Consider the following 22,275-nt stretch of genomic DNA (forward strand, 5'->3'; position numbering starts at 1 on the left):
ACCGGGCCGGGCGCCGCGCGCCGTCCCACCCTCCGGACGGTGCCGCCGGCCGGGCGCCGCAGGGTCCGGGCCATTCCAGTGACCGATTGCTCACGCAATGCGTATGATAAAAAGGTTGTCTTGTCTTCATGTAGAAATCAAAGGGCTCATAAACATATCGTGAACTCCGTGTCACCCTCAGACCCTGCAGCCCGCCGCGTCAAGCGCCTCCTCCTCCGTTCCGGGAAGAGCCCCTTCGACGTCGTCTCCGTGGAGCAAGCGCTCCAGCACGACCTCATCGCCACCAACTCCGGCAACCTGATCTTCAGCGACGCCACCCACAAGATCCTCACGACCCCGGGCACCGAGGTCGTCTCCAACGGGATCAAGACCGATGTGAACGCGGCGGGGCGGATCAACGAGCAGTTCGACGCCTTCGTCGTTCCGCTCGCGAACGCCTTCCGGCCGTCCTTCCAGCCCATGCTGGACCGGCTCACCCGGCTGATCAGCAAGCTCCGCATCCCGGTCGTCGTGGTCGGCGTCGGCGCGCAGACCGGCCTCGGGCTCGACGCGGCGCGGCTGAAGCCGATGGAGCAGTCGGTGCGCGCGTTCGTCTCGGCGGTGCTCGACCGCAGCGCCTCCATCGGCGTGCGGGGCGAGTTCACCGAGAAGTACCTGAGGGACATGGGCTTCAAGGACGTCGAAGTCATCGGCTGCCCCTCGTTGTTCATGCACGGCAAGGAACTCGTCGTGCGCAAGCGGGTGCCCGAGCTGACCCGCGACTCCCGGATCGCGATCAACGGCTCGCACGACGCGGTGCGCAAGCAGGGCCTGGACCGGGTGATCCGGCAGACCCACGCGCGCTACCCGAACCTGTGCTACATCGGCCAGAACCTCAGCGACGCCAAGCAGTTGCACTGGCGGGACCTGTCGGACCCCAACGGCCAGGTCACCGAGATGCCCACCCACCCCGACCACCCGATGTACGGGGAGGACAAGGCCCGGGTCTACATCGACCCGGTGACCTGGATCAGCGACCTGAGCGAGTACGACTACTCCTTCGGCTCCCGCATCCACGGCAACATCGCGGCCCTGCTGGCCGGGACGCCCGCGACCGTGCTCACCGGTGACTCGCGGACCCTGGAGCTGTGCCGCTACTTCGAGATACCCCACCAGCGGATCGACCAGCTCCCCGAGGACCTCGACCCGGCGCGGCTGTACGAGGAGGCCGACTTCGGCCCGCTCACCCGCAACCACCGCGAGCGGTTCGACCGCTTCACCGGCTTCCTGGACAAGAACGGCCTGGAGAACACCTTCACCCACGGCGACCAGGGCGCGGCCTTCGAGGAGCGGATGCGGTCGCTGACCTTCCCCGCGGGCATCCGCCCCTGGCTCGGTGACGACCCCGCCTCGACCGCCGCGCGGCTGGGCTACCTCTTCGGCCGGGTCGGTGAACTGACCGCCGAGAACGCCAGGATGAAGCGGGAGCTGGCCAAGGTGAAGGCCGCGGCCAAGCAGCCGGGCCAGCCGTCGCGGTCGAAGACGACGGTCTACCGCCGCGCCCGGCGCGTGGTGGGACGGGCGCTGCGCCCGGGACGCTGAGGTCCGGCAGAAGCTCATAGCACGGTTGTCGCACAGCGGGTTCCAGGACACGCGCGTGTCGTCCCAAGGTCGGCGCGCGTTAACCCGGGAGCCCGCTTCGCGACGACCCTGGAGTGACCGCAGTGCCCGAACCCTCCTCCCGCCGGTGGCGCACGGCGCGGCCCCGCCGCCACCGGATCACCGCCAGACTGCTCGCACTCGGCGTCCTGGTGACGTCCTTCACCGTCCAGGCCGTCGGCGCGCTGCTGCCGGACGTGCCGCTGCTGCTGGTGGCCACCGCCTCCTCACTGGCCGCCGAGGGCGCGGTCTACCGGTGGCAGCGCGGCACGCTGTCGCTGCTGACCAAGTCGCACGCGGACGTCACCGTGCGGCACGTCCTGCGCGACCTGCTGCTCGTGGTGGGCCTGCTGCGGCTCGGCGAACAGCACCGCGAGACGGTGTACGCCCCGCTCGTCGCCGGCCTGCTCGCCTGCTACGCGCTGCACTGCGCGATCCAGGCGGTCTCCGTACTGGTCCGGCGCAGCCGCACGCTGCCGGTGGTGACCCGGAACATCGACGCCTCGGCGCTGCGGCTGTCCCCGGCGCCGCCGGTGCTGCTGCGCCGCCCCGGCCACCGGCTGCTGCTCCTCGGGCTGCCCGCGACCGGCGGGCTGCTGGCCACGGCGGCCACCGACGCGCCCCTGTACGGGGCGGCGGGACTGGCCGTGTCCCTGGTGTTCTCGGTGGCCGGTCTCGGCGCACTGCTGCTGCGGCTGCTGCCGGGCCGCCGGCCCGCCGGTGAGCAGGAGGTCCTCGACTGGTTCGACGCGTGGCTGGCGGAGTACCGGCCGACGGTCGGGCTGTACTTCTCGGGCGGCGCCTCCTCGGCGTACCAGGCGAACATGTGGCTGGAGCCGCTGGCCCGGCTCGGCGGGCGGCCGGTGGTGGTGCTGCGGGAGCGGTTCATGGTGCAGAAGCTCGCGGCGACGGACCTGCCGGTGGTGTGCCTGCCGAAGGTGTCCACGCTGATGCGGCTGGAGCACTCCACGCTCCAGGTGCTCATCCACCCCTCCAACTCCGGCAAGACCTCCCAGGTGCTGCGCATCCCCACCATCAAGCACGCCTTCGTCAACCACGGGGAGAGCGACAAGCTGTCGTCCTGCAACCCGTACGCCAAGGCGTACGACGAGGTGTGGGTGGCCGGTCCGGCGGCGCGCGAGCGGTACGCGCTGGCCGAGGTCGGCGTCGAGGACAAGGACGTCGTCGAGATCGGCCGTCCGCAGCTGGACGCGGTACGCCCGTACGCGGGGCCGCCGGCCGGCCCGTACACGACCGTGCTGTACGCGCCGACCTGGGAGGGCTGGGACGGCAACCCCGGCAACACCTCGGTGATCGCGGCCGGAGAGAACCTGGTGCGGGCGCTCCTCGCCGACCCGGGCGTACGGCTGCTGTACAAGCCGCATCCGCTGACCGGGACGGTGGATCCGCGGGCCCGCGCCGCCGATCTGCGCGTCCGGGAGCTGATCCGGGCGGCGAACCAGCGGCGCCCGGCGCCGCGGCCGGGCGGCGGCGACGTGCTCGCGCGGTACGCGGCCGAGCTGGAGCGGCTGACCAGGTCCGCGCCGCGCGCCGGGGCGGACCAGGCGGAGCGGATGCTGGCGCAGTCGGCGCCGGAGCCGGGGCGGGCCGCGGCGGTGGCCCGGGCGGCGGCCGGGTGGGACGAGGCGTACTGGGCGTCGGTGCCCGAGGGGCGGCACCTGATCGTCACCGAGGCGCGGCCCGCGCTGTACTCCTGCTTCGACCGGGCCGACCTGCTGATCAGTGATGTGTCGAGCGTGATCAGCGACTTCCTGGCGAGCGGGAAGCCGTACGCGGTGGCGAACACCAGCGGGCTGGCGGAGGAGGCGTTCCGGGTGGCGTTCCCGACGGTGGCGGCGGCGACCGTGCTGACACCGGACGCCGCCGGGGTCCCGGCGCTGCTGGAGGCGGTGCGGCACCCGGAGAAGGACGCGTTCGCCCAGGCCCGTGCCGCGCTGGCGCTGCGGCTGCTGGGCCCGGCCGAACCGCCCGCGCAGGAGCGGTTCGCCGCGGCCGTACGGGCGCTGTGCGCGTCGGCCCGCGAACACCGGGCCCGGACAGCCGGCCGCCGCACGGCGGAACTGCCCGGTCAGCGGCGGGAGGACACGGACGACTCGACCTCCACCGAGGAGACGCCCGCACCCGGCACGGAGACACCCGCCCCCACCGACGAGACACCCGCCCTCACCGGGAAGACACCCGCACCCGGCACGCGGACACCCGCCCCCACCGGGAAAACGCCCGCCTCCACCGACGAGACGCCCGCACCCGGCACGACGGCCACCCCGCCCGGCGCCACCGCGCCCGGCGCCGCCCCGCCCGGCGCCGTCACGCCGCCGCCGGCCGGTCGCCGTCGGTGACGCGGGAGTGCGGCAGGACCCGGCGGGCCCGGCGCACCGCACGGCGCAGCAGGGAGTCCGCCGACCGCTCCACGTAGCCGAGGAAGGGACGCGCCTCGCGGCCCCGGGCCCGGTAGATCTCGTCGGGGATGCCCGCCTTCCGGTCCCGGAAGTGCGGGTAGACGAGGTAGAGGCGGCGACCGCCCTTCTCCAGGACGGCGGCCGCCTGCCGCTTGGCCCGGACGAACTCCACCACGTCGTCCAGCAGGTCGGGCCGCTGCCGTGCCACCAGGTGCAGCCGCAGCCGTTCCTCGACCTTCAGCAGGCGGGCGACGCCCGGGGTCCAGTAGGCGTCCAGGAGCGGCTTGGCCAGGTCGAGCTTGTGCCGGCGGACCTCCTCGGTGTCCTTGAGCCAGCGGGGGCCGAACTGGGGCAGCAGGGTGACGACGAAGGGGCGGACCATGAGATTGTCGCGCCGTTCACCGGCGGGGACGAGCTCCGCGATCAGCTCCATCAGGGAGCGCGCGGAGTCGAACCGCAGGGCGTAACCGCCGCTCTTGGTCACGTGCTTGCCGTCGTCGCGGCCGACCAGGTAGTAGCAGGTGTAGTCGGCCAGCACCGAGACGCCGTCCGCCCGCAGGTACGCCTCCATCGTGAACAGCGCGTCCTCGCCGGTGAACAGGGACTCGTCGAAGCGCATGCCGTGACGCTCCAGCAGGGCGCGGCGGAACAGCTTCTGCGCGCTGAGCGTGAACTTGATGGCGGAGGAGTGGACGTCGGTGCGCTCCAGCGTCTTGCGCCACATCGATTTGGGGGCGCCCCGGTTGACGCCCTCGACCCGGCCGAGGACCACGTCGGTGCCGGCCCGGTCGGCCAGGGCGACCATGCGCTGGAGGGCCTCGGGGCCGAGCCGGTCGTCGGCGTCGAGGAAGAACACGTAACGTCCGGTGGCCCTGTCCAGGCCGACGTTGCGGGGGCCGCTGGGGCCGCCGGAGTTCTCCTGCCGGATCACCGTGACCGGCATGGGGGCACGGGCGGCGAACCGCTCCAGGCAGTCCCCGGTGCCGTCCGTGGAGCCGTCGTCCACCGCGATGACCTCGACGCGCGTCGGGTCGATGGTCTGCGCCTCGACGGAGGCCAGGCACTCGACCAGATACGGCATCGCCTCGTACGCCCCGATGATCACGGTGACATCAGGTTGCGTCCCGGTCACTTTCACTCCCTGGTCACCCTGCTCATGGGAAGTTCTCCCCGTATTACCTCTTTGGCTATGTCTTAGACGGGTGACCGGGCCAGGGGGTTGCCCCACCCCTGCGAACGTGTGATCGACATCACGGTTTTACCGACGAGAACGGCCCGGCCCTCAAGGGCCGGGCCGTTCGGTGCGGGGCGTGCGCGGTCAGGCCGCGCCCACGCCGTCCGCCTCGCCGGCGCCGCCCGCCCCCTGGACGGGCAGCGCGTCCGCCAGTTCCACGTCGGGGCCGCCGGCCACGATCCGGGACGCCTGGCCGACGTTGCGCGCCTCGGCCTTCACCGCGAGGTCCGCGACGGCGTCGTTGAACTGCTCGATGGAGGTCGGCTCGTCGGGTCCGAGCAGGTAGCGCTTGAGGTCCCCGCGGTCCTCGGCCAGCGTGTCCCGGGCCGGGTCGCGGACCGCGTCCAGCAGGGCCCCGAGCCCGGCGGCGGTGTTGTCGAGGATCACCGCGGCGCGCACCGCCGTGTTCTGCCGCTTGAACTCCTCCTCGCCCAGCTCCCCCGAGTCGGTGACCGCGTACGGCTTGCCGCTGGCGATGAAGTCGGAGACCACGCTGGAGATGTCGGAGACCATCGCGTCGGAGACGTTGAAGCAGTCGTACAGGCGCGGCTCGGCGCCCGTGATGACCCGGTGCTCCCAGGCCGGGACGGCCGCCCAGTAGGCGTCGTTCCACTCGGCGCGCAGCCGGGCGATCTCCTCGTGCCTGCGGACGTCGACCACGCCGTCACGGCTGGCCTCGGCCTCGTCGCCCTTGTCGGAGCCGCCGGACAGCGCGGCGAGCCGGGCCTCGACGCGGGCCAGTTCCGCCCTGGCCTTCGCCTGCGCGGAGGCGTCGGCGGCGAAGCGGGCGTCGGCGGCGCGCTCGGCGGCGGCCTTCTCCACCAGGGCGGTGATCCGCCGGTGGGCGGCGCCGGCCTCCTTGCTGACGGTGCCGGTGAACGGGTGCGGCTTGTACAGGACGCGGACCGGCGGGTCGGCGGTCACCAGCCGCCGCACGATGTTCTCGCCGGCCAGCACGATCGAGGTGTTGCCCGGGTTGCCGTCCCAGCCCTCCCAGGTGGGCGCGTACAGCACGGTGGGCATGCGGCCCTCGGGGACGCCCTGCCAGGTGCGGATCGGGGCGAGCTGGGGGCGGCCGACCTCGACGATGTCCTCGTCGCGGACGCCGACGTCGGCGATGGCGTAGCGGTCGCGGCCCGCGCGCCCGGCGGTCCACACCTCGTCGTAGACCTTGCTGAACGGGTTGACGCTGGCCAGCTTGTCGCTGTCGCCGTGGCCGATGAAGACGTGCTTCATGGTCGGCACGCGCAGCATGTGGATGTTCTTGCCGACGTTGGCGGCGTAGAGCGCGACGCGGACCGTGGACAGGTCCATGTTCATCAGGTGCACGCCGCCGGGCACGCAGATCACCGGGACTGTGGTGGGCGCCAGGTTCTGCAGGATGACCCGCTCGCGCAGGATGACCAGCGGCCGGGTCTCCAGCTGCTCCATGGTCTCCAGCCACATGTTGACCTGGTACGCGGAGTCCTTGGAGCCGGAGAAGTACAGCACCGTCTCGGGCCGGTACTCGCGCAGCCAGTCGTCGACCGCGGCCAGCACCGTCTCGGCGTTCGGCGGGACCCGGCGGCCGCGGACGTAGCGCAGCAGGGCCAGCACGTACAGGACCCCCAGCAGCAGCGTGAGGCCGATGCCGGCGAACCCGGCCGCGGGGCTGTCCAGCTGCGCGGCGGCCAGTATCCCGACGACGGCGAACAGGTCGAGGTGGAGGATCTTCTCGGCCGAGCGGTGCAGCAGCCCGCGCGGCGGGGCGTCGGGGATGCGGACGCGCGAGACCAGGTCGACGTTGCGGGTGGCGACCGGCAGCCGGCGGCGGTTGCGGATCAGGGTCACCAGGGCGCCGTGCGGGGCCTGGAGGCCGAAGAAGGCGATGAAGCAGGCGATCGCGCCGTAGTAGATCAGGTTGTCCGCGAGGGACAGCCGGGCCAGCAGGAGAACCAGCAGCAGCTGCCGGATCAGGAAGCGGATCGACAGGCCGGCCCGGACCTTGCTGAGCCGGTTGATCAGGTAGCTGTTCCTGCGGTGCAGGAAGTGGTCCGCCAGGTACGTCACGGCGGCCGCGGCCGCGAAGGCGGGGACGCTCGGGACGAGCGCGGCCACCATGAGGCCGGGGTAGCCCAGCATCATGAGGACCGCCGCGGCCAGCTCGGCCGCGCTGCCCACCCGGGCGACGCGAATAGCGGTGGATATCACGGAGAACCTGCTTGGTGAAGGGGGGATCTCGGTTGTCTGCTGCTGTTCTGCTGGACGTTGTGAACTATTGGTGAAGGGACTGATTCAGGCCCCTGCCTTCGCTGCGCCAACGACACGAATGACGTTGACGAGCGGACGCAGGGGCCTGAATTGCAGATGTCTATTTGCCGACGATTATTACACGCCGTCCTGACGGTCCAGCACCGCGGCCAGCGCCTGCTCGAAGCCGGACGCCCTGGCCGCGCCCGCGGTCGGGTCCTGCTGGCGCACGTCGATGACGTGACCGGTCAGCTCGGACAGCAGCACGTCGAGCGAGGCGCGGGCCACCGCCTCGGAGGAGAGCAGGCTGCCCGCGGGCTCCTGGCCGAACGCCTTGGTGCGCATCGGCGTCGCGGTCCGCTCGGGGTTGACGCAGTTGACGCGGACGCCGTCGCCGGCCCACTCGTCGGAGAGCGCCTGGGTGAGGTTGACCATCGCGGCCTTGGTGGAGGAGTACAGGCTGTACTCGGCGCGCCCGCGGGTGTAGCTGCTGGAGGTGTACAGCAGGAGCTGGCCCTTGGTCTCGGCCAGGTACTTGTACGAGGACCGGGCGATCTGCACCGGGGCCAGGTAGTTGACCTTCAGCGCCTCCTCGATGGTGGCGTTGTCGGTCTCGGCGAGCTTTCCGATGCGCAGCACGCCCGCGGTGTTGACGACGTAGTCGATCCGCCCGGTCTCGGCGTACGCCTTGGACAGGGCGTCGTCGACCTCCTCCGGGTTCTCCACGTGGGTGCCGGTGGTGGAGCGGCCGAGCGCGTAGACCTTCGCGCCGTAGGACTCGGCGAGTTCCGCGATGTCCTTGCCGATGCCGTAGGAGCCGCCGAAGACGACCATGGTCCTGCCGGTGAGCAGTTCGCGGTACGCCTCCTCGCTCACCTGCTCGGGGGCGGCGCTGGAGGCGAGCTGGAAGAGCTTGTCGGCGATGAAGACGTCGACGGGCTGGGTGACCTTCATGTTGTACTCGTCGCCCGCCACGACGTGGATCGGCACGTCGGGCAGGTACTTGAGCACGACCGAGCAGTCGTCGGTGGCCTGGAAGTTCGGGTCGCCGGCCGCGATCTCGTAGGCGCGGCGGATGGTGGACAGCTTGAACGCCTGGGGCGTCTGGCCGCGGCGCAGCCGGGAGCGGTCCGGGACGTCGGTGATGAACTCGCCGTCCGAGCCGTGGGTGCGGGTGACGATGATGGTGTCCGCCGACGGGATGGCCACGTCGACGGCGTCGTAGCGCTCCAGCGCGCTCACGCAGTCGTCGATGACCCGCTGCGACAGCAGGGGGCGCACCGCGTCGTGGAAGAGGACGTTGAGGTCCTCGCCCTCGCCCAGCCCCTCGCCGAGGGCGGCGATGGCGCGCTCGGTGGTCTCGTTCCGGGTCGAGCCGCCCTCGATGACCTTCTTCACCTTGGTGAAGCCGGCCTTGGCGACGATCTTCTCGATGTCGGGCACGTAGCCGGGCGCCATCAGCACGATGATGTCGTCGACGGAGCCGGCGTTCTCGAAGGTGGTCAGGGTGTGCTCGATGACTGCCTTGCCGGCGATCTTCAGCAGCTGCTTGGGGATCGACAGACCCACCCGCTGACCGGTGCCGCCGGCCAGGATCACTGCGGTGGTACGGGGCTTGGCTATGTGCTGGGACACAGGTGACCTACCTTGGGGCGACAGGGAACTTCGAAATGGTCCCACTTGTGGTTACCGCAGTGCAAGGTGAGCGACCTCTGCCGCATATGTGCACGCAACCTTTCATTCACCTGGCGCTCCTGGTGACGGACGGAGCGCTCACGGCGGCGGCCCAAACTCCCGCGGAACCGCCGTGAGCAACCCCACAGGAGCCCGGCGTGGCACCGCGTGCGACCTCAGTGCCGGCGCAGCTTCTTCAGGGCGCGGTGACCGAGCACCTTGACGAGGTCCTTGGAGGACGTCTGGTGCACCGTACGCGACTTGACCGGAGCGGTGTTGCGCACGGGTGCCGCCGCGGCGGCGGCGAGCGCCCCGTACAGCGCCTGGGCGGCCACCTCGGGGTCGATGCGCGGCTTGGTCCCGGCCGGCTCGGGGGGCTCGGGCACGACGGACAGCAGCGCCAAGTCGCCCAGCACGCGGACGCCCATGGCGGCGATCCGCTCCGCCATCTCGGCGCCGATCTCCGCGGCGGCCTCGGCGGCCCACCGGGGCGTGTGTATCTTCACGTCGTCCGGGCCCGGGGCGCACGCGTTCTTCATGTGCATGACGGCGCCGTAGCGGACGAGCGAGGAGTACAGCTCCTCGGGGAGTTCGTTGCCGCGGAACTCCACGTTGAGCTTGCGCAGCATCTCGGTCTCGGCGAGGGTCAGCGACCGGTTCGCCGTGTCCGGGACGGGCTGGAGCAGTCCGTCGGGCAGGCCGAGCAGCGCCTCGAAGGTGCGCATCAGCCCGCCGCGGTCGCGGTCGTCGACCACGACGACGGTGAGCCGCTCGGGGCCGACCGCCCGGACCCAGCGCTCCACGAGCCGGTCGTGCCGGTGACGGCGCCAGAAGCTGGGGTTGGGCTTCTCGTACGGCGGCTTCCTGAGCATGTGCTCCAGCCAGCTCTCGTAGCCCATGCGCAGACCGTTCTGCACGTACTGCTGCCACTGCGAGGGCATGATCTTGGCCAGCGGGCGCAGGGTGACCATGACGTGCACCCGGTCGCCGCCCAGCTCCCGGACGATCCGCTCGACGGTCTCGTCGTCGGGGGCGTCGGCGAAGAACTCGCTGCTGACCACCGAGGTCCGCCCGCCGGTGGCGGCGACCTGGGAGACCAGCGTCTCCCAGTGCCGCTCGGTGGGCTTGGTGTTGCCCAGCATCCCGGGGCGGGCGCAGACCGCCAGGGCGGCCGACATCGGGTGCCGGCTGTCGGCCGGGAAGTCCACGCCGTGCGCCGCCATGGCGTCCTTGGCGGCGAACAGCGCGCCCTGGATCGAGGTGGTCCCGGTCTTGTGCGGGCCTATGTGCAGCAGTCGGGTCCCGGCCGGGAACGCGGACACCCCGCCGTTGGCCGGGATGTCATCTCTCGTACAGTCCGTCTCCATGGTCAGAAGACGGTAAGAGGTCTTCCTGAGGGTTGGCTGAGAAGCGATGCCTGCGGTGGCGCGGCTCACACCGGGGAGCCGCGCCGCCGGGTCCGGTGGCGGACCTCACACGAGGGAGACGCCGGGGTCGCCCGCCTCGACCCGCAGCCGGGCCAGGGTGGAGGCGGTCGCGGTGGGCTTGAGCACCGTGTCCACCGTCCGCACCCGGGCGTCGATGCCGTCCGGGCGGATGTCGAACAGGTGGTAGCCGCGGTGGGCGTCGATCAGCTTCCAGTGCGGGTTGTCGGCCTTGAGCGGGTCGAACTGGGCGTGGAAGGCGGCCTGGTCCTGGTCGCCGTTGCTGGAGATGGAGGTGCCGACGAACTCGGCGCCGACGACCTGCGACGCCGGGTCGGCGTAGTCGGTCCTCAGGTCGCTGACCATGGTGAGGTGGCGGTCGCCGGTGAGCACGACCGGGTTGGCCACCTTCCGGAACTCCTTCAGCAGGGCGTTGCGTTCGGCCTGGTAGCCGTCCCAGGCGTCGTAGTACCAGAGCTTGCCCTCGCCGACCTTGAGGTCGGTCTCGGCCATCATGATCTGGGAGGCGATCAGGTTCCAGCGGGCGGGCGAGCCGTGCAGCCCGTTCAGCAGCCACTTCTTCTGCGCGGCGCCGAGCATCGTCAGCTTCGGGTCCTGGGCGCCGGCCTGGGTGGTGGCCTGGTCGCTGCGGAACTGCCGGGTGTCCAGCACGTTCAGCCGGGCCAGCCGGCCGAACTCCAGGCGCCGGTACATCTGGATGTGCGGGCCGTTCGGGACGGCGGTGGCGCGGACCGGCATGTGCTCGTAGTAGGCCTGGTAGGCGGCGGTGATGCGGTCCACGAAGTCGTCGGGCGTCTGCTTGGCGGGGTCCTGCGGGACCTGGCCGGCGTAGTCGTTGTCGACCTCGTGGTCGTCGAAGGTGACGACGAAGGGGGCGTTCGCGTGCATCGCGGCGAGGTCGGGGTCGCTGCGGTACTGGGCGTAGCGGTTGCGGTACTGGGTGAGGGAGTAGGGCTCGCCGGTGCCCTCGTGCGTGCGCACGGCGGTCGCGGACGGCGAGGACTCGTAGATGTAGTCCCCGACGAACAGGACGACGTCCGGGTCCTGTTCGAGCATGTCGGCGTACGGGGTGAACCAGCCGTGCTGCCAGTTCTGGCAGGAGGCCAGGGCCACGCGCAGGCCGCCGGCGCCGGTGGAGTCCGCCGCCGGGGCGGTGCGGGTGCGGCCGGTGGGCGAGAGCCGGCCGCCGGCCCGGAAGCGGAACCAGTACGTGCGTCCCGGCCGCAGGCCGCGCACGTCCACGTGGACGCTGTGCCCGAAGGCGGGCCGGGCCACGGCGAAGCCGGTGCGGACCACCTCGCGGAACTTCGCGTCGGAGGCGACCTGCCACTGCACCGGCACGTTCCGGGCGGGCATGCCGCCGCCGGCCAGCGGGTCCGGGGCGAGGCGGGTCCACAGCACGACGCCGTCCGGGAGCGGGTCGCCGGAGGCGACACCGAGGCTGAACACGTCCTCGGGCAGCGGTTTCTCGGCCGCCTGGGCGGTGGCGGGCTGCCACAGCTGGCTGGTGGCAGCGGCGCCGAGCAGGGCGGCGCCCCCGGTCAGGAAGCGGCGGCGGTCGGACGGTACGGCTCCGGTCAGGTCGGCACTCATGTAGGCGGAACTCCCTTGCCACGGTGGCCTTTGCGACCACCGGAAGTTCCCATGCCGTCACGGACCGCCCGCTGAACCGAGCGAGGCGAGTGCATGACAAGAAGGCAGACAGCGGAAAACCCGCCGCGGCAGCCCAACGGGTGCTTGCCGCGACGGGTCGCCGGGGTGATCGGCCGGCGAACGCGGTCCCGGCCGGGCGCCGGCCTCCGTCACAAGCCCCGGGGCCGCCCGGCGCCGGGCGGCCCCGGGCCCCCGCCTCAGAACGGGCCGAAGCCCTCGAACTCCTCGTCCGCCTCGTCCCGCTCGGCCTGCCGGTCCCGGCGGCGCTGGGCCGCGGGCCGGGGCGCCTCGAAGCGGTGGTCCTCGCCGCGCCGGCCGAGCATCTCCGCCCCGGCCATCATCGACGGCTCCCAGTCGAAGACGACGGCGTTGTCCTCGGGGCCGATGGCGACGCCGTCACCGGCCCGGGCCCCGGCCTTCACCAGCTCCTCCTCCACACCGAGCCGGCCCAGCCGGTCGGCGAGGTAGCCGACGGCCTCGTCGTTGTTGAAGTCGGTCTGCCGCACCCAGCGCTCGGGCTTCTCGCCCCGCACCCGGAACAGCCCGTCCTCCTCGCGGGTCACCGTGAAGCCCGTGTCGTCCACGGCCTTGGGACGGATGACGATCCGCGTCGCCTCCTCCTTGGGCCGGGCGGCACGCGCCCCGGCCACCAGCTCGGCGAGCGCGAACGACAGCTCCCGCAGCCCGAGGTGGGCCACGGCCGACACCTCGAAGACGCGGTAGCCGCGCTCCTCCAGCTCGGGCCGCACCATCTCGGCGAGGTCCTTGCCGTCCGGGACGTCGATCTTGTTGAGGACGACGACCCGCGGCCGGTCGCCGAGCCCGCCGTACTGCCGCAGCTCCTCCTCGATGATGTCGAGGTCGCTCAGGGGGTCGCGGTCGGACTCCAGGGTGGCCGTGTCCAGCACGTGCACCAGCACGCTGCACCGCTCCACGTGCCGCAGGAACTCCAGACCGAGCCCGCGGCCCTGGCTGGCGCCCGGGATCAGCCCCGGCACGTCCGCGATCGTGTAGACGGTCGACCCGGCGGTGACGACACCGAGGTTCGGCACCAGCGTGGTGAACGGATAGTCCGCGATCTTCGGCTTGGCGGCGCTCAGCACCGAGATCAGCGAGGACTTGCCCGCGCTCGGGTATCCGACCAGCGCCACGTCGGCGACGGTCTTCAGCTCCAGCACGACGTCCCGGAGGTCGCCGGGCTCACCGAGCAGCGCGAAGCCGGGGGCCTTGCGCCGCGCGGAGGCCAGCGCCGCGTTGCCGAGCCCGCCGCGCCCGCCCTGCGCGGCGACGAAGGAGGTGCCGTGCCCGACCAGGTCGGCGAGGACGTTGCCCGCCTTGTCCAGGACGACGGTGCCGTCCGGGACCGGCAGCACCAGGTCCTGGCCGTCCTTGCCGGAGCGGTTGCCGCCCTCGCCGGGCTTGCCGTTGGTGGCCTTGCGGTGCGGGGAGTGGTGGTAGTCGAGCAGGGTGGTCACGGACTGGTCGACGGTGAGGATGACGTCGCCGCCCCGGCCGCCGTTGCCGCCGTCCGGGCCGCCCAGCGGCTTGAACTTCTCCCGGTGCACGGAGGCACAGCCGTGACCTCCGTTACCCGCGGCGACGTGCAGCTCGACGCGGTCCACGAAGGTGGTCATGGGATGTGCCTCCAGTTACGTACGGATGTTTCCTGGTCCAACACGCGAAAGGCGGACCCGCTTCCCGGGAGGGAAGTGAGGTCCGCCTCGCGCGAGTCTCCGGTCAGGCGACCGGGACGATGTTCACGACCTTGCGGCCACGCGCGGTGCCGAACTGCACCGAACCGGCCTGCAGCGCGAACAGCGTGTCGTCGCCACCGCGGCCGACACCGGCGCCCGGGTGGAAGTGGGTGCCACGCTGACGGACGATGATCTCGCCCGCGTTGACGACCTGACCGCCGAAGCGCTTCACGCCGAGGCGCTGAGCGTTGGAGTCACGACCGTTCCGGGTGGACGATGCGCCCTTCTTGTGTGCCATCTCTCCTCAGTCCCTTACTTCGCAGCCGCGGGGATCTCAGTGACCTTGATCGCCGTGTACTGCTGGCGGTGGCCCTGACGACGGCGGTAGCCGGTCTTGTTCTTGTAGCGCAGAATGTCGATCTTCTGCCCCTTGTGGTGGTCCACGACCTCGGCCTGGACCTTGATGCCGGCCAGCACCCACGGGTCGCTGGTCACAGCGTCGCCGTCGACAACGAGCAGGGTCGAGAGCTCGACCGTGTCGCCAACCTTGGCGGTGGAAATCTTGTCAACCTCGACGATGTCACCGACAGCAACCTTGTGCTGACGGCCACCGCTGCGCACGATGGCGTACACGCGGATCTCTCTTTCGCTCGGAGAACGGCACCCCCGCAGGCCAGCCGCCCGGACCAACGGACGGCCTCTCCCTGGACACCGGGCGCCCGGGAGGATGAGGTTTACGGGGATGTGGCGGGTCTGCGGACACGCCGACGGTCAAGGTTACGGGGACCGCATCCGCCGGTCAAACCGGGTTGGGACGGCCCGCTTGCCCGTATGCTCACGCCCCGTACACACACACGAAGGTGTCGTGCGGGGAGCCGTGCGGGCAAGAGGGGACGAACGCGGTGAGTCTGAGGATCCAGCCCAGCGCCCAGGTCGACGAGAGCGCCGAGGTCGGCGACGGCAGCAGCGTCTGGGAACTCGCGCAGATCCGGGAGGGCGCGCGGCTGGGCGAGGGCTGTGTGATCGGCCGGGGGGCGTACGTCGGTCCGGGCGTGCGCATGGGTGACAACTGCAAGCTGCAGAACTACGCGCTCGTCTACGAGCCGGCCGAGCTGGGCGACGGCGTCTTCATCGGCCCGGCCGTGGTCCTCACCAACGACCACAACCCGCGCTCGGTGGACCCGGAGGGCAGGCAGAAGCGCGGCGGCGACTGGGAGGCCGTCGGCGTGGAGATCGCCGACGGGGCGTCGGTCGGGGCCCGCTCGGTGTGCGTGGCCCCGGTCTCCATCGGCCGCTGGGCGATGGTCGCGGCGGGCGCGGTGGTGACGCGGGACGTCCCCGACTTCGCCCTGGTGGCGGGCGTGCCGGCCCGGCGGATCGGCTGGGTGGGCCGGGCCGGCGTCCGGCTGGCCGAACGGGAGGGGGAGCCGGGGGTGTGGGAGTGCCCCAGGAGCGGGGCACTGTACGAGGAGAAGGACGGGACACTGCGGGAACGGGGCCTGTGAGGCGCGGCGGAACCCGGCATCGGACGCCTGCGCCATGGACATGTCCCGCCGTCCGGCCGCCCCGCCGGGACGCGACCGGCTGCCGTCGCTGACCGGGCTGCGCTTCTGGGCGGCCCTGGTCGTCGTGCTCTACCACCTGTCCCGCCAGTCCGGGCGCCTGCCGGGGGTGAGCGACCTGGTCTGGTACGGCCGCAGCGGCGTGACGTTCTTCTTCGTCCTGTCGGGGTTCGTGCTGGCCTGGAGCTACGACGGCAAGCGCGTGCCGGCCACGGTGTTCCTGTGGCGCCGCTTCGCGCGGATCTGGCCGATGCTCGCCGTGTCGGTGGCCGCCTCCGTCGCCGCCTACCTCGCGATCGGCACCGAGGTGTCCCGCAAGGGCGTCGTGGCCGCCCTGCTGGTCGTCAACGCCTGGATACCCGACAAGCGGTTCATGATGGGCGGCAATCCCGCCGCCTGGTCCCTCAGTGACGAGGCGTTCTTCTACGCCCTCTTCCCGCTGCTGCTGGTCGCGCCCTTCCTGCGGACCGCGCGGCGCCGCCGGTGGACGGCGGTCGCCGTGTGCGCCGCGTCCGCAGCCCTGTGGCTGGGCGGGGCGCTGATCCCCGATCTGCTCGTCCGCCGCTGGTTCCTGGACTACTTCCCGCCGGTGCGGATGCTGCAGTTCGTGCTCGGGGTCGCGGCGGGCCTGGCCGTGAAGCGGGGCCGGCGGCCCCCGGTCGGCCTGCCGGCCGCCGTCGCCCTGGTGCTGGCCTGGCAGGTCGCGCTGGTCCCCTGGTCGCGCGCCGTCCCGGACTCCGCCTGGTACAGCGCCTACAGCGCCTCCCAGCTGCTGTCCGCGCCGCTCTTCGCGGCGCTGGTCGCGGCGGCGGCGTACAGCGACGTGCGGCGGCGGACCACCGGCCTCGCCGGGCCGTGGATGATCCGGCTCGGCACCTGGTCGTTCGCCTGGTACCTGATCCACGAGATCGTGCTGCGGGTGCTGCTCGTCGCCGTCGGCCGCCCCCACACCCAGACCGCCACGGCCGCCTTCTGGGCGCTGGTCCTGGCGGTGAGCCTCGCCCTGGCGGGCCTCGCCCACCACTGGGTGGAGCGTCCGCTGGAACGCGTGCTGCGCCGGGCGGGGCCCGGCACGCCCGGGAGGGGACCCGCCCGGCCCGAGCCCGCGGCGTCGGTCTGACGCGGCGGGCACACGCCTGAAGGGGGCCTCCCGGCGCCGGGAGGCCCCCTTTCGCGGCTCCCGCGGCCCTCAGCCGCCGATGACGACCCTCCGGACGCCCTGCCACGCCTCCGGGTCCGTGGTGCGGCGCCCGTCGACCAGGACCGTGACGTCCGGCAGGTCGGCGGGGGTCAGCTCGCGGTACTCGGCGTGGTCGGCCTGGAGGACCGCGGCGGTGACCTTCTCGCCGGCGTGCGGGGTCAGACCCAGGGCGGACAGTTCCCCGGCCGTGTACAGGGGGTCGGAGACGTACGGGACGGCCCCGCGGGCGCGCAGCGCCTCGACGGTCGGGAAGACGCCCGAGAAGGCCGTCTCCTTCACGCCGCCGCGGTAGGCCGCGCCCAGCACCAGCACGTTCACCCCGGTCAGGTCGCCGTAGGCGGCGGCCAGCAGGTCGACGGCGTACTCGGGCATCGCGGCGTTGGCCTCGCGGGCGGAGCGCACGACGGTGGCGGCCGGGTCGTTCCACAGGTACATCCGCGGGTAGATCGGGATGCAGTGGCCGCCGACGGCGATGCCCGGCTGGTGGAGGTGGCTGTAGGGCTGCGAGTTGCAGGCCTCGATGACCTTCTCGACGTCGATGCCGTGGGCGTCGGCGAAGCGGGCGAACTGGTTGGCCAGGCCGATGTTCACGTCCCGGTACGTCGTCTCGGCGAGCTTGGCCAGCTCCGACGCCTCGGCCGTGCCCAGGTCCCAGACGCCGTTGGGCCGCGGCAGGTCGTCGCGGACGTCGAAGTCGAGGACCGCCTCGTAGAAGGCCACGCCTCGGGCCGTGGACGCCTCGTCGACGCCGCCGACCAGCTTGGGGTAGCGGCGCAGGTCGGCGAAGACCCGGCCGGTGAGGACCCGCTCGGGCGAGAACACCAGGTGGAAGTCGTCCCCCGGGGTCAGGCCCGACCCCTCGGCCAGCATCGGCGCCCAGCGGGTGCGGGTGGTGCCCACCGGGAGGGTCGTCTCGTAGGAGACCAGCGTGCCGGGCCGCAGCCCCTTGGCGATCGCCCTGGTCGCGGCGTCCATCCAGCCGAAGTCCGGCACGCCCTCGGCGTCGGTGAACAGCGGCACCACCACGACCACGGCCTCGGACGCGGCGACCGCGGCCGTCGTGTCCGTCGTGGCGCTCAGCAGACCGTCCTCGACCGCCGCCTTCAGCCTGACGTCCAGGCCGTGCTCACCGGGGAACGGCTCGGTGCCGGCGTTGACCAGCTCGACGACCTTCTCGTTGACGTCCGCGCCGATGACCCGGTGGCCCTTGGCGGCGAACTGCACGGCCAGCGGAAGTCCGATCTTGCCGAGCGCTACTACACAGATGTTCATGGGCGGTCGCTACTTCTTCCTCTTGTTCCTCGGGTCCCTCTTGGAACGGCGGTCGAGGGTGCCCCTGAGCCGGGAGCCCAGGGTCTTCTTCGGCGGGAAGAGGGGCGCCGTGGCGACCACCACCCGTCCCTTGTCGTTCACCAGGGCCGCCACCCGGTACGGCTCCGTGTCGTCGCCGCTCCAGCGGCGGGTCAGCGGCATCGGCTTGCCGGTGCCGCGCACGGGTATCTCGTACGTCGACCCGGCGACGTCCAGGTAGACCCGGACGCCCAGCTTGACGGTGCGCCGCTCCAGCGGGACCCGGGCGTGCAGCACCGTGCCGTCGGGCAGCGGTTCGGCGGTGACGGTGCCCACCGGGGGCGGCGGGGAGTGCTTGGCCGGCAGCTTCCGGCCGCCGGCCTTGTCCGCCGCCTTGGGCATGGCGCCGTTGACCAGCCGCAGCGTGGCGGTGCCGACGTCCCCGAGGAGGGGCACCCGCACGGACGCCGTGTACGCGATCTCCTCGTCGTCCTGCTCCCAGCCGGAGGCCAGCAGGTCGGTGCCCTGGACGAGCCGGCCGACGACCGTTTCCCCGAGGACCTCGAAGCAGCGGTCGGCCAGGCCGATCCGGGGGTCGCGAAAACCCGGGTAGCGGGCGTAGGCCCGGCCGCCCTCCAGCACGAACGGGGGCGCGCCGTGCGCCTTCTCCCAGGTGATCGCCTCGCACAGCTCGTCGACGGCGCCCGCCCGGGCCAGGCTCAGCCGCGCCCGGCGCTTGACGCCCAGGGCGTCGCGGAGGGAGTCGGTGAGGTAGTCGTCGGCGAGGCGCGCGATGCCCGCGCAGATCTCCCGCCGCACCTCGCGGTCGAGGGCGGGGAAGTCGTCCTGGATGAGCTTGGACAGCTCCCAGGTGAAGTGCCGGCGCAGCACGGCGTCGCGTTCCGGACCGGGCGCGATGAGGTTCGCCGTCATGTCCATGATCTCGGCGGTGCAGCGCAGCCGGGACAGGTGGTCGGCGCGGTAGGTGATGTTGCCGGCGTCGCCGCGTTTGACCGCGTAGTAGCAGGTGTAGTCGGCCACCACCGAGACCTTCTTCGCGCGGACGCACGCCTCGATGGTGAACGGCTGGTCGCTGCCGACCGGCAGGTGCTCGGGGAAGCGCAGCTTGTGCCGCTCGACCAGCTCGCGCCGGAACAGCTTGGTGTTGGCCAGCGTCCACGGCAGGGCGGAGCCGGTGAAGGTGACGTCCGGGTCGTTCTTCTTGTAGAGCGCCTGGTGGACGTAGCGGCCGTTGGTGCCGACCATCTTGCCGACGACGACGTCCGAGCCGTGCTCGTCGGCACAGGCCACCATCCGCTCCAGGGCCTCCTGGCCGAGGTGGTCGTCGGAGCCGACGAAGTAGACGTACCGGCCGGTGGCGACGTCCAGCGCGCGGTTGCTGGGGGCGGCCGGACCGCCGGAGTTCTCCTGGTGGATCACCTTGACGGTGTCCGGGTAGCGCGCGGCGAACCGGTCGAGTTCCGCGCCGCTGTCGTCGGTGGATCCGTCGTCCACCGCGACGATCTCCAGCCGGTCCAGGCCGATGCTCTGCCCCACCAGGGAGTCCAGGCACTCGGTGAGATACGGCATGGTGTTGTAGACGGCGACGACGACGCTGACGTCGGGGGTGCTGCTCATGCGGGGGCCTCCACCGCGGTGCGTCGGCCGGCCGGGCGGGCGCCGCCGCCGGGCAGCAGGGCGCTGTAGACGGCGTCCAGCCGTTCGGCCTGTGCTTCCCAGGTCCACTCGTCGAGGAGCCCGGAGGTGTCGTACACGCCCCGGTAGCGTTCGGTGTCGCCGAGCACCGACTTCACCGCCCGTACGTAGTCCTCCAGGTCCTCGGCGCGGAACACCTCGCCCTGGCCGGTCCGTTCGACCATCGCGCCCATCGTCTTCACGTCGCTGACCACCAGGGGCAGCCGGGCGCGGGAGTACTCGAAGAACTTGGTGATCAGCGCGATCTCGTGGTTCGGCCAGTGGTGGATCGGGATCACCCCGACGTCGGCCGCGGACAGGAACCGCACCACCTGGTAGTGCGGCACGTACGGCACGATGTGCAGCCGGTCGCCGGCCCCGAGTTCCCCGGCGCGGGCCCGCAGCGCGCGCATGTACTCGGAGTTGGTGTTGAGCACCACGAACGCGGCGTGCACCTCCGGAAGCAGGGGCAGCGACTCGACCATGATGTCCAGGCCGCGCTGTACGGCGGCGGCGCCGCTGTACACGGTGAGCGGCACGTCGTGCCCGATGCCGCACAGCTCCCTGAGGTCCGGTACGGGCTCGGCGGCCTGTTCCGGGGAGACCGCGGCGTCGGGCGCGTTGAGCACGACGGCGGGGCGCTCGGCCAGCTTGTGCCGCTCCTGGAGCATCCCCGCGAGGGTGTCCGAGACCGTCGTCACGGCGTCCGCGTGCCGGGAGTACTCCAGCTCGTGCGCGCACTGGGCGAGGTGCCAGCGCGGGTGCGCGTCCCAGGGCTTGATGCCCGGCAGGAACTCGTGGGCGTCCCAGACCAGTTTGACGTCCCGGCCGGCGGCCCGGGCGCGCAGCGCGGCGCGGGCGCCGACGCCCAGCATCCGGAAGTCGTTGGCGTGGATCAGGTCGGGGGCCAGCTCGTCGACGACCTTGCCGTACGCCAGCTCGAAGTCCCACAGGTGCGGGTCGAGCCGGCGCCAGCTGCGGTGGCCCATGGTCCTGCGCCAGAAGGCGGTGGTGAAGCGGTCCAGCGCCGAGTCCATGCGCTTGCGCCGCCGCTCCAGCGCCCTGGTCCGGCGGACCCGCAGCTCCACCCAGGAGGACAGCAGCCGGGCGGCGAGCCGGGGCACCAGCAGCCGCAGCCGGCCGAGGACCGAGCCCTCCCGCCGGGCGAGGATCAGCCGCACGTTGAGGTCGGTGCGCCAGGCCCTCACCTTCTGCCTCCGGTACGAGGCGAGCGGACCGGGCCGGTAGGCCAGCGGGGAGCGCAGCACCGCGCGGCGGAACTCGTGCCGCCGGCGCTGCAACGGGCCGGGCACGGGCAGCAGCCTCACCCGGGCGCCGCCGATCTCCCAGGTCTGCTCCTTCTTGCCCTTGGCCCGGCCGAGCAGGACCACGTCCCAGCCGGCCTCGGCGGCCGAACGGGCCTCCTTCTGGACGCGGGAGTCGCCGTTGACCCCGTTGTCGACGAGCATCACGATCCGGCCGCGGGCGGGACGGCCCGCCTCGGCGTGGTTGTCAGCTGCCATGGGTGGCCAGGTCCTCCGACTGAAGCGAAACGGCGCGGTTGTCCAGCGCCGACTCGAGCACCGCCGCCGCGACCTCGACGGTCCGCATGCCCTGGCGCAGGGTGCAGATGTCGGCGGGCAGACCCAGGACGGCGTCCCGGAACAGTTCGTGCTCGACCAGGAGCGGCTCGCGCTTCTGGATGGCGTAGCGGATCATGTCCCCCTCGGAGACGCCGCGGAAGGCCTGGAGGGCCTCCCACTCGGTCGCCACCGCGGAGTTGGAGTGGAAGGTGAGGTCGGCGGTGAGGGTGTCGGCGATGAAGCAGCCGCGCTCGCCGGTGACCGAGGTGAACCGCTCCTTGAGCGGACTCAGCCAGTTGACCAGGTGGTTGACCATCGTGCCGTCGTCGAGACGGCCCACCGCGGAGACCATGTCCTCGTGCGGACGGCCGCTCTTGGAGACGGTGTGCGCGGCGACGGAGACGTACGCGCGTCCCGTCACCCAGCCGGTGAGGTCGATGTCGTGGGTGGCGAGGTCCTTGACCACGCCGACGTCCGCGATGCGGTGCGGGAAGGGACCCTGACGGCGGGTCACGACCTGGTAGACGTCGCCGAGTTCGCCGGCCTCCAGGCGGCTGCGCAGGGAACGCAGCGCCGGGTTGCAGCGCTCGATGTGGCCGACGCCGGCGACCAGGCCGCGGGACTCGAACGCCTCGACGAGGCGGCGGGCGCCCTCGACGGTGTCGGCGACCGGCTTCTCGACCAGCGCGCACACGCCGGCCTCGGCGAGCTGGAGGCCGACCTCCTCGTGCAGGCCCGTCGGGCAGGCCACCACGGCGTAGTCGACGCCCAGGCCGATCAGTTCCTCGACGGTCTCCACGACCGGGGTGCCCGGCGCGGCGCCGTACTTGTCGCCCATCGGGTCGACGACGGCGACGAGGTCGACGCCCTCCAGACCGGACAGGACGCGGGCGTGGTGCCGGCCCATGGAGCCGAGGCCGACGAGACCGGCGCGCAGGGTCCGGGAGGTGGTCACGG

The 22,275-nt window shown here is 72.1% G+C and carries 16 protein-coding genes; 4 read left to right on the forward strand and 12 right to left on the reverse strand.

The features are described from left to right. Positions 1-168: 168 nt before the first annotated feature. Together ACY1JF_RS02415 and ACY1JF_RS02420 are read left to right on the forward strand one after the other, a co-directional pair. A complete protein-coding gene (locus ACY1JF_RS02415) occupies positions 169-1,581 on the forward strand; it encodes a polysaccharide pyruvyl transferase family protein (RefSeq protein ID WP_462703266.1) in 1,413 nt (470 codons plus the stop codon). A 122-nt stretch (positions 1,582-1,703) separates the two neighbouring features. Then, on the forward strand, positions 1,704-3,998 hold the full coding sequence (locus tag ACY1JF_RS02420) for a hypothetical protein (RefSeq protein WP_462703479.1): 2,295 nt from the start codon (positions 1,704-1,706) through the stop codon (positions 3,996-3,998). Here the strand turns inward: ACY1JF_RS02420 and ACY1JF_RS02425 are convergent. The 8 genes from ACY1JF_RS02425 to rplU form a co-directional block, all read right to left on the reverse strand. Next, the gene (locus ACY1JF_RS02425; RefSeq protein WP_462703267.1) at positions 3,967-5,190 is read right to left on the reverse strand and encodes a glycosyltransferase family 2 protein; all 1,224 of its coding nucleotides are present in this window, start codon (positions 5,188-5,190) and stop codon (positions 3,967-3,969) included. The two genes, ACY1JF_RS02420 and ACY1JF_RS02425, sit on opposite strands and share 32 nt — an antisense overlap. 186 nt (positions 5,191-5,376) lie before the next feature. Next, positions 5,377-7,482 (reverse strand): hypothetical protein, encoded by a 2,106-nt coding sequence (locus ACY1JF_RS02430; RefSeq protein WP_462703268.1) that lies wholly within the window; start codon positions 7,480-7,482, stop codon positions 5,377-5,379. A gap of 177 nt (positions 7,483-7,659) precedes the next feature. Next, positions 7,660-9,156, reverse strand: a complete 1,497-nt coding sequence (locus tag ACY1JF_RS02435; protein ID WP_462703269.1) for a D-ribitol-5-phosphate cytidylyltransferase — start codon at positions 9,154-9,156, stop codon at positions 7,660-7,662. Between the two features lie 215 nt (positions 9,157-9,371). Further along, a complete protein-coding gene (locus ACY1JF_RS02440) occupies positions 9,372-10,562 on the reverse strand; it encodes a hypothetical protein (protein WP_462703270.1) in 1,191 nt (396 codons plus the stop codon). Between the two features lie 105 nt (positions 10,563-10,667). Further along, on the reverse strand, positions 10,668-12,233 hold the full coding sequence (locus ACY1JF_RS02445) for an alkaline phosphatase D family protein (protein ID WP_462703271.1): 1,566 nt from the start codon (positions 12,231-12,233) through the stop codon (positions 10,668-10,670). Between the two features lie 257 nt (positions 12,234-12,490). Next, positions 12,491-13,927, reverse strand: coding sequence for a GTPase ObgE (gene obgE / locus ACY1JF_RS02450; RefSeq protein WP_462703272.1), 1,437 nt, complete (start codon positions 13,925-13,927; stop codon positions 12,491-12,493). Positions 13,928-14,030: 103 nt separating this feature from the next. Then, positions 14,031-14,285 carry a 50S ribosomal protein L27 gene (gene rpmA / locus ACY1JF_RS02455; RefSeq protein WP_215169040.1) on the reverse strand — a complete coding sequence of 85 codons (255 nt, stop codon included), beginning with the start codon at positions 14,283-14,285 and terminating at the stop codon, positions 14,031-14,033. A 14-nt stretch (positions 14,286-14,299) separates the two neighbouring features. After that, complete coding sequence (gene rplU / locus ACY1JF_RS02460) at positions 14,300-14,620, reverse strand: 50S ribosomal protein L21 (protein WP_004931419.1); 321 nt, start codon at positions 14,618-14,620, stop codon at positions 14,300-14,302. 269 nt (positions 14,621-14,889) lie between these two features. On the opposite strand from rplU, the gene ACY1JF_RS02465 reads away from it, so the two are divergent. Together ACY1JF_RS02465 and ACY1JF_RS02470 are read left to right on the forward strand one after the other, a co-directional pair. Beyond that, a complete protein-coding gene (locus ACY1JF_RS02465; RefSeq protein WP_462703273.1) occupies positions 14,890-15,492 on the forward strand; it encodes an acyltransferase in 603 nt (200 codons plus the stop codon). 34 nt (positions 15,493-15,526) lie between these two features. Beyond that, complete coding sequence (locus ACY1JF_RS02470) at positions 15,527-16,669, forward strand: acyltransferase family protein (protein WP_462703274.1); 1,143 nt, start codon at positions 15,527-15,529, stop codon at positions 16,667-16,669. 69 nt (positions 16,670-16,738) lie between these two features. Here ACY1JF_RS02470 and ACY1JF_RS02475 read toward each other — a convergent pair whose 3' ends face one another. Genes ACY1JF_RS02475 through ACY1JF_RS02490 form a run of 4 tightly spaced genes read right to left on the reverse strand, consistent with a single transcriptional unit; the run spans position 16,739 to position 22,273 of the window. Then, a complete protein-coding gene (locus ACY1JF_RS02475; RefSeq protein WP_462703275.1) occupies positions 16,739-18,022 on the reverse strand; it encodes a nucleotide sugar dehydrogenase in 1,284 nt (427 codons plus the stop codon). A 9-nt stretch (positions 18,023-18,031) separates the two neighbouring features. Next, on the reverse strand, positions 18,032-19,678 hold the full coding sequence (locus ACY1JF_RS02480; protein ID WP_462703276.1) for a glycosyltransferase family 2 protein: 1,647 nt from the start codon (positions 19,676-19,678) through the stop codon (positions 18,032-18,034). After that, positions 19,675-21,258: a glycosyltransferase family 4 protein gene (locus tag ACY1JF_RS02485; RefSeq protein WP_462703277.1), complete on the reverse strand. Its 1,584-nt coding sequence runs from the start codon at positions 21,256-21,258 to the stop codon at positions 19,675-19,677. Before ACY1JF_RS02485 ends, ACY1JF_RS02480 begins: the two co-directional genes overlap by 4 nt. Further along, on the reverse strand, positions 21,248-22,273 hold the full coding sequence (locus ACY1JF_RS02490; protein WP_462703278.1) for a Gfo/Idh/MocA family protein: 1,026 nt from the start codon (positions 22,271-22,273) through the stop codon (positions 21,248-21,250). The genes ACY1JF_RS02485 and ACY1JF_RS02490 overlap by 11 nt, the downstream gene beginning before the upstream one ends. Positions 22,274-22,275: the final 2 nt, after the last annotated feature.

Source organism: Streptomyces sp. SYSU D01066-1, from assembly GCF_054956795.1.

Excerpts from the sequence above, each read along its gene's own strand:
- rpmA (WP_215169040.1), bottom strand. The coding sequence starts at position 14,285 with ATGGCACACAAGAAGGGCGCATCGTCCACCCGGAACGGTCGTGACTCC.
- obgE (WP_462703272.1), bottom strand. The coding sequence starts at position 13,927 with ATGACCACCTTCGTGGACCGCGTCGAGCTGCACGTCGCCGCGGGTAAC.
- ACY1JF_RS02445 (WP_462703271.1), bottom strand. The coding sequence starts at position 12,233 with ATGAGTGCCGACCTGACCGGAGCCGTACCGTCCGACCGCCGCCGCTTC.
- ACY1JF_RS02480 (WP_462703276.1), bottom strand. The coding sequence starts at position 19,678 with ATGAGCAGCACCCCCGACGTCAGCGTCGTCGTCGCCGTCTACAACACC.
- ACY1JF_RS02485 (WP_462703277.1), bottom strand. The coding sequence starts at position 21,258 with ATGGCAGCTGACAACCACGCCGAGGCGGGCCGTCCCGCCCGCGGCCGG.
- ACY1JF_RS02475 (WP_462703275.1), bottom strand. The coding sequence starts at position 18,022 with ATGAACATCTGTGTAGTAGCGCTCGGCAAGATCGGACTTCCGCTGGCC.
- ACY1JF_RS02440 (WP_462703270.1), bottom strand. The coding sequence starts at position 10,562 with ATGGAGACGGACTGTACGAGAGATGACATCCCGGCCAACGGCGGGGTG.
- ACY1JF_RS02470 (WP_462703274.1), top strand. The coding sequence starts at position 15,527 with ATGGACATGTCCCGCCGTCCGGCCGCCCCGCCGGGACGCGACCGGCTG.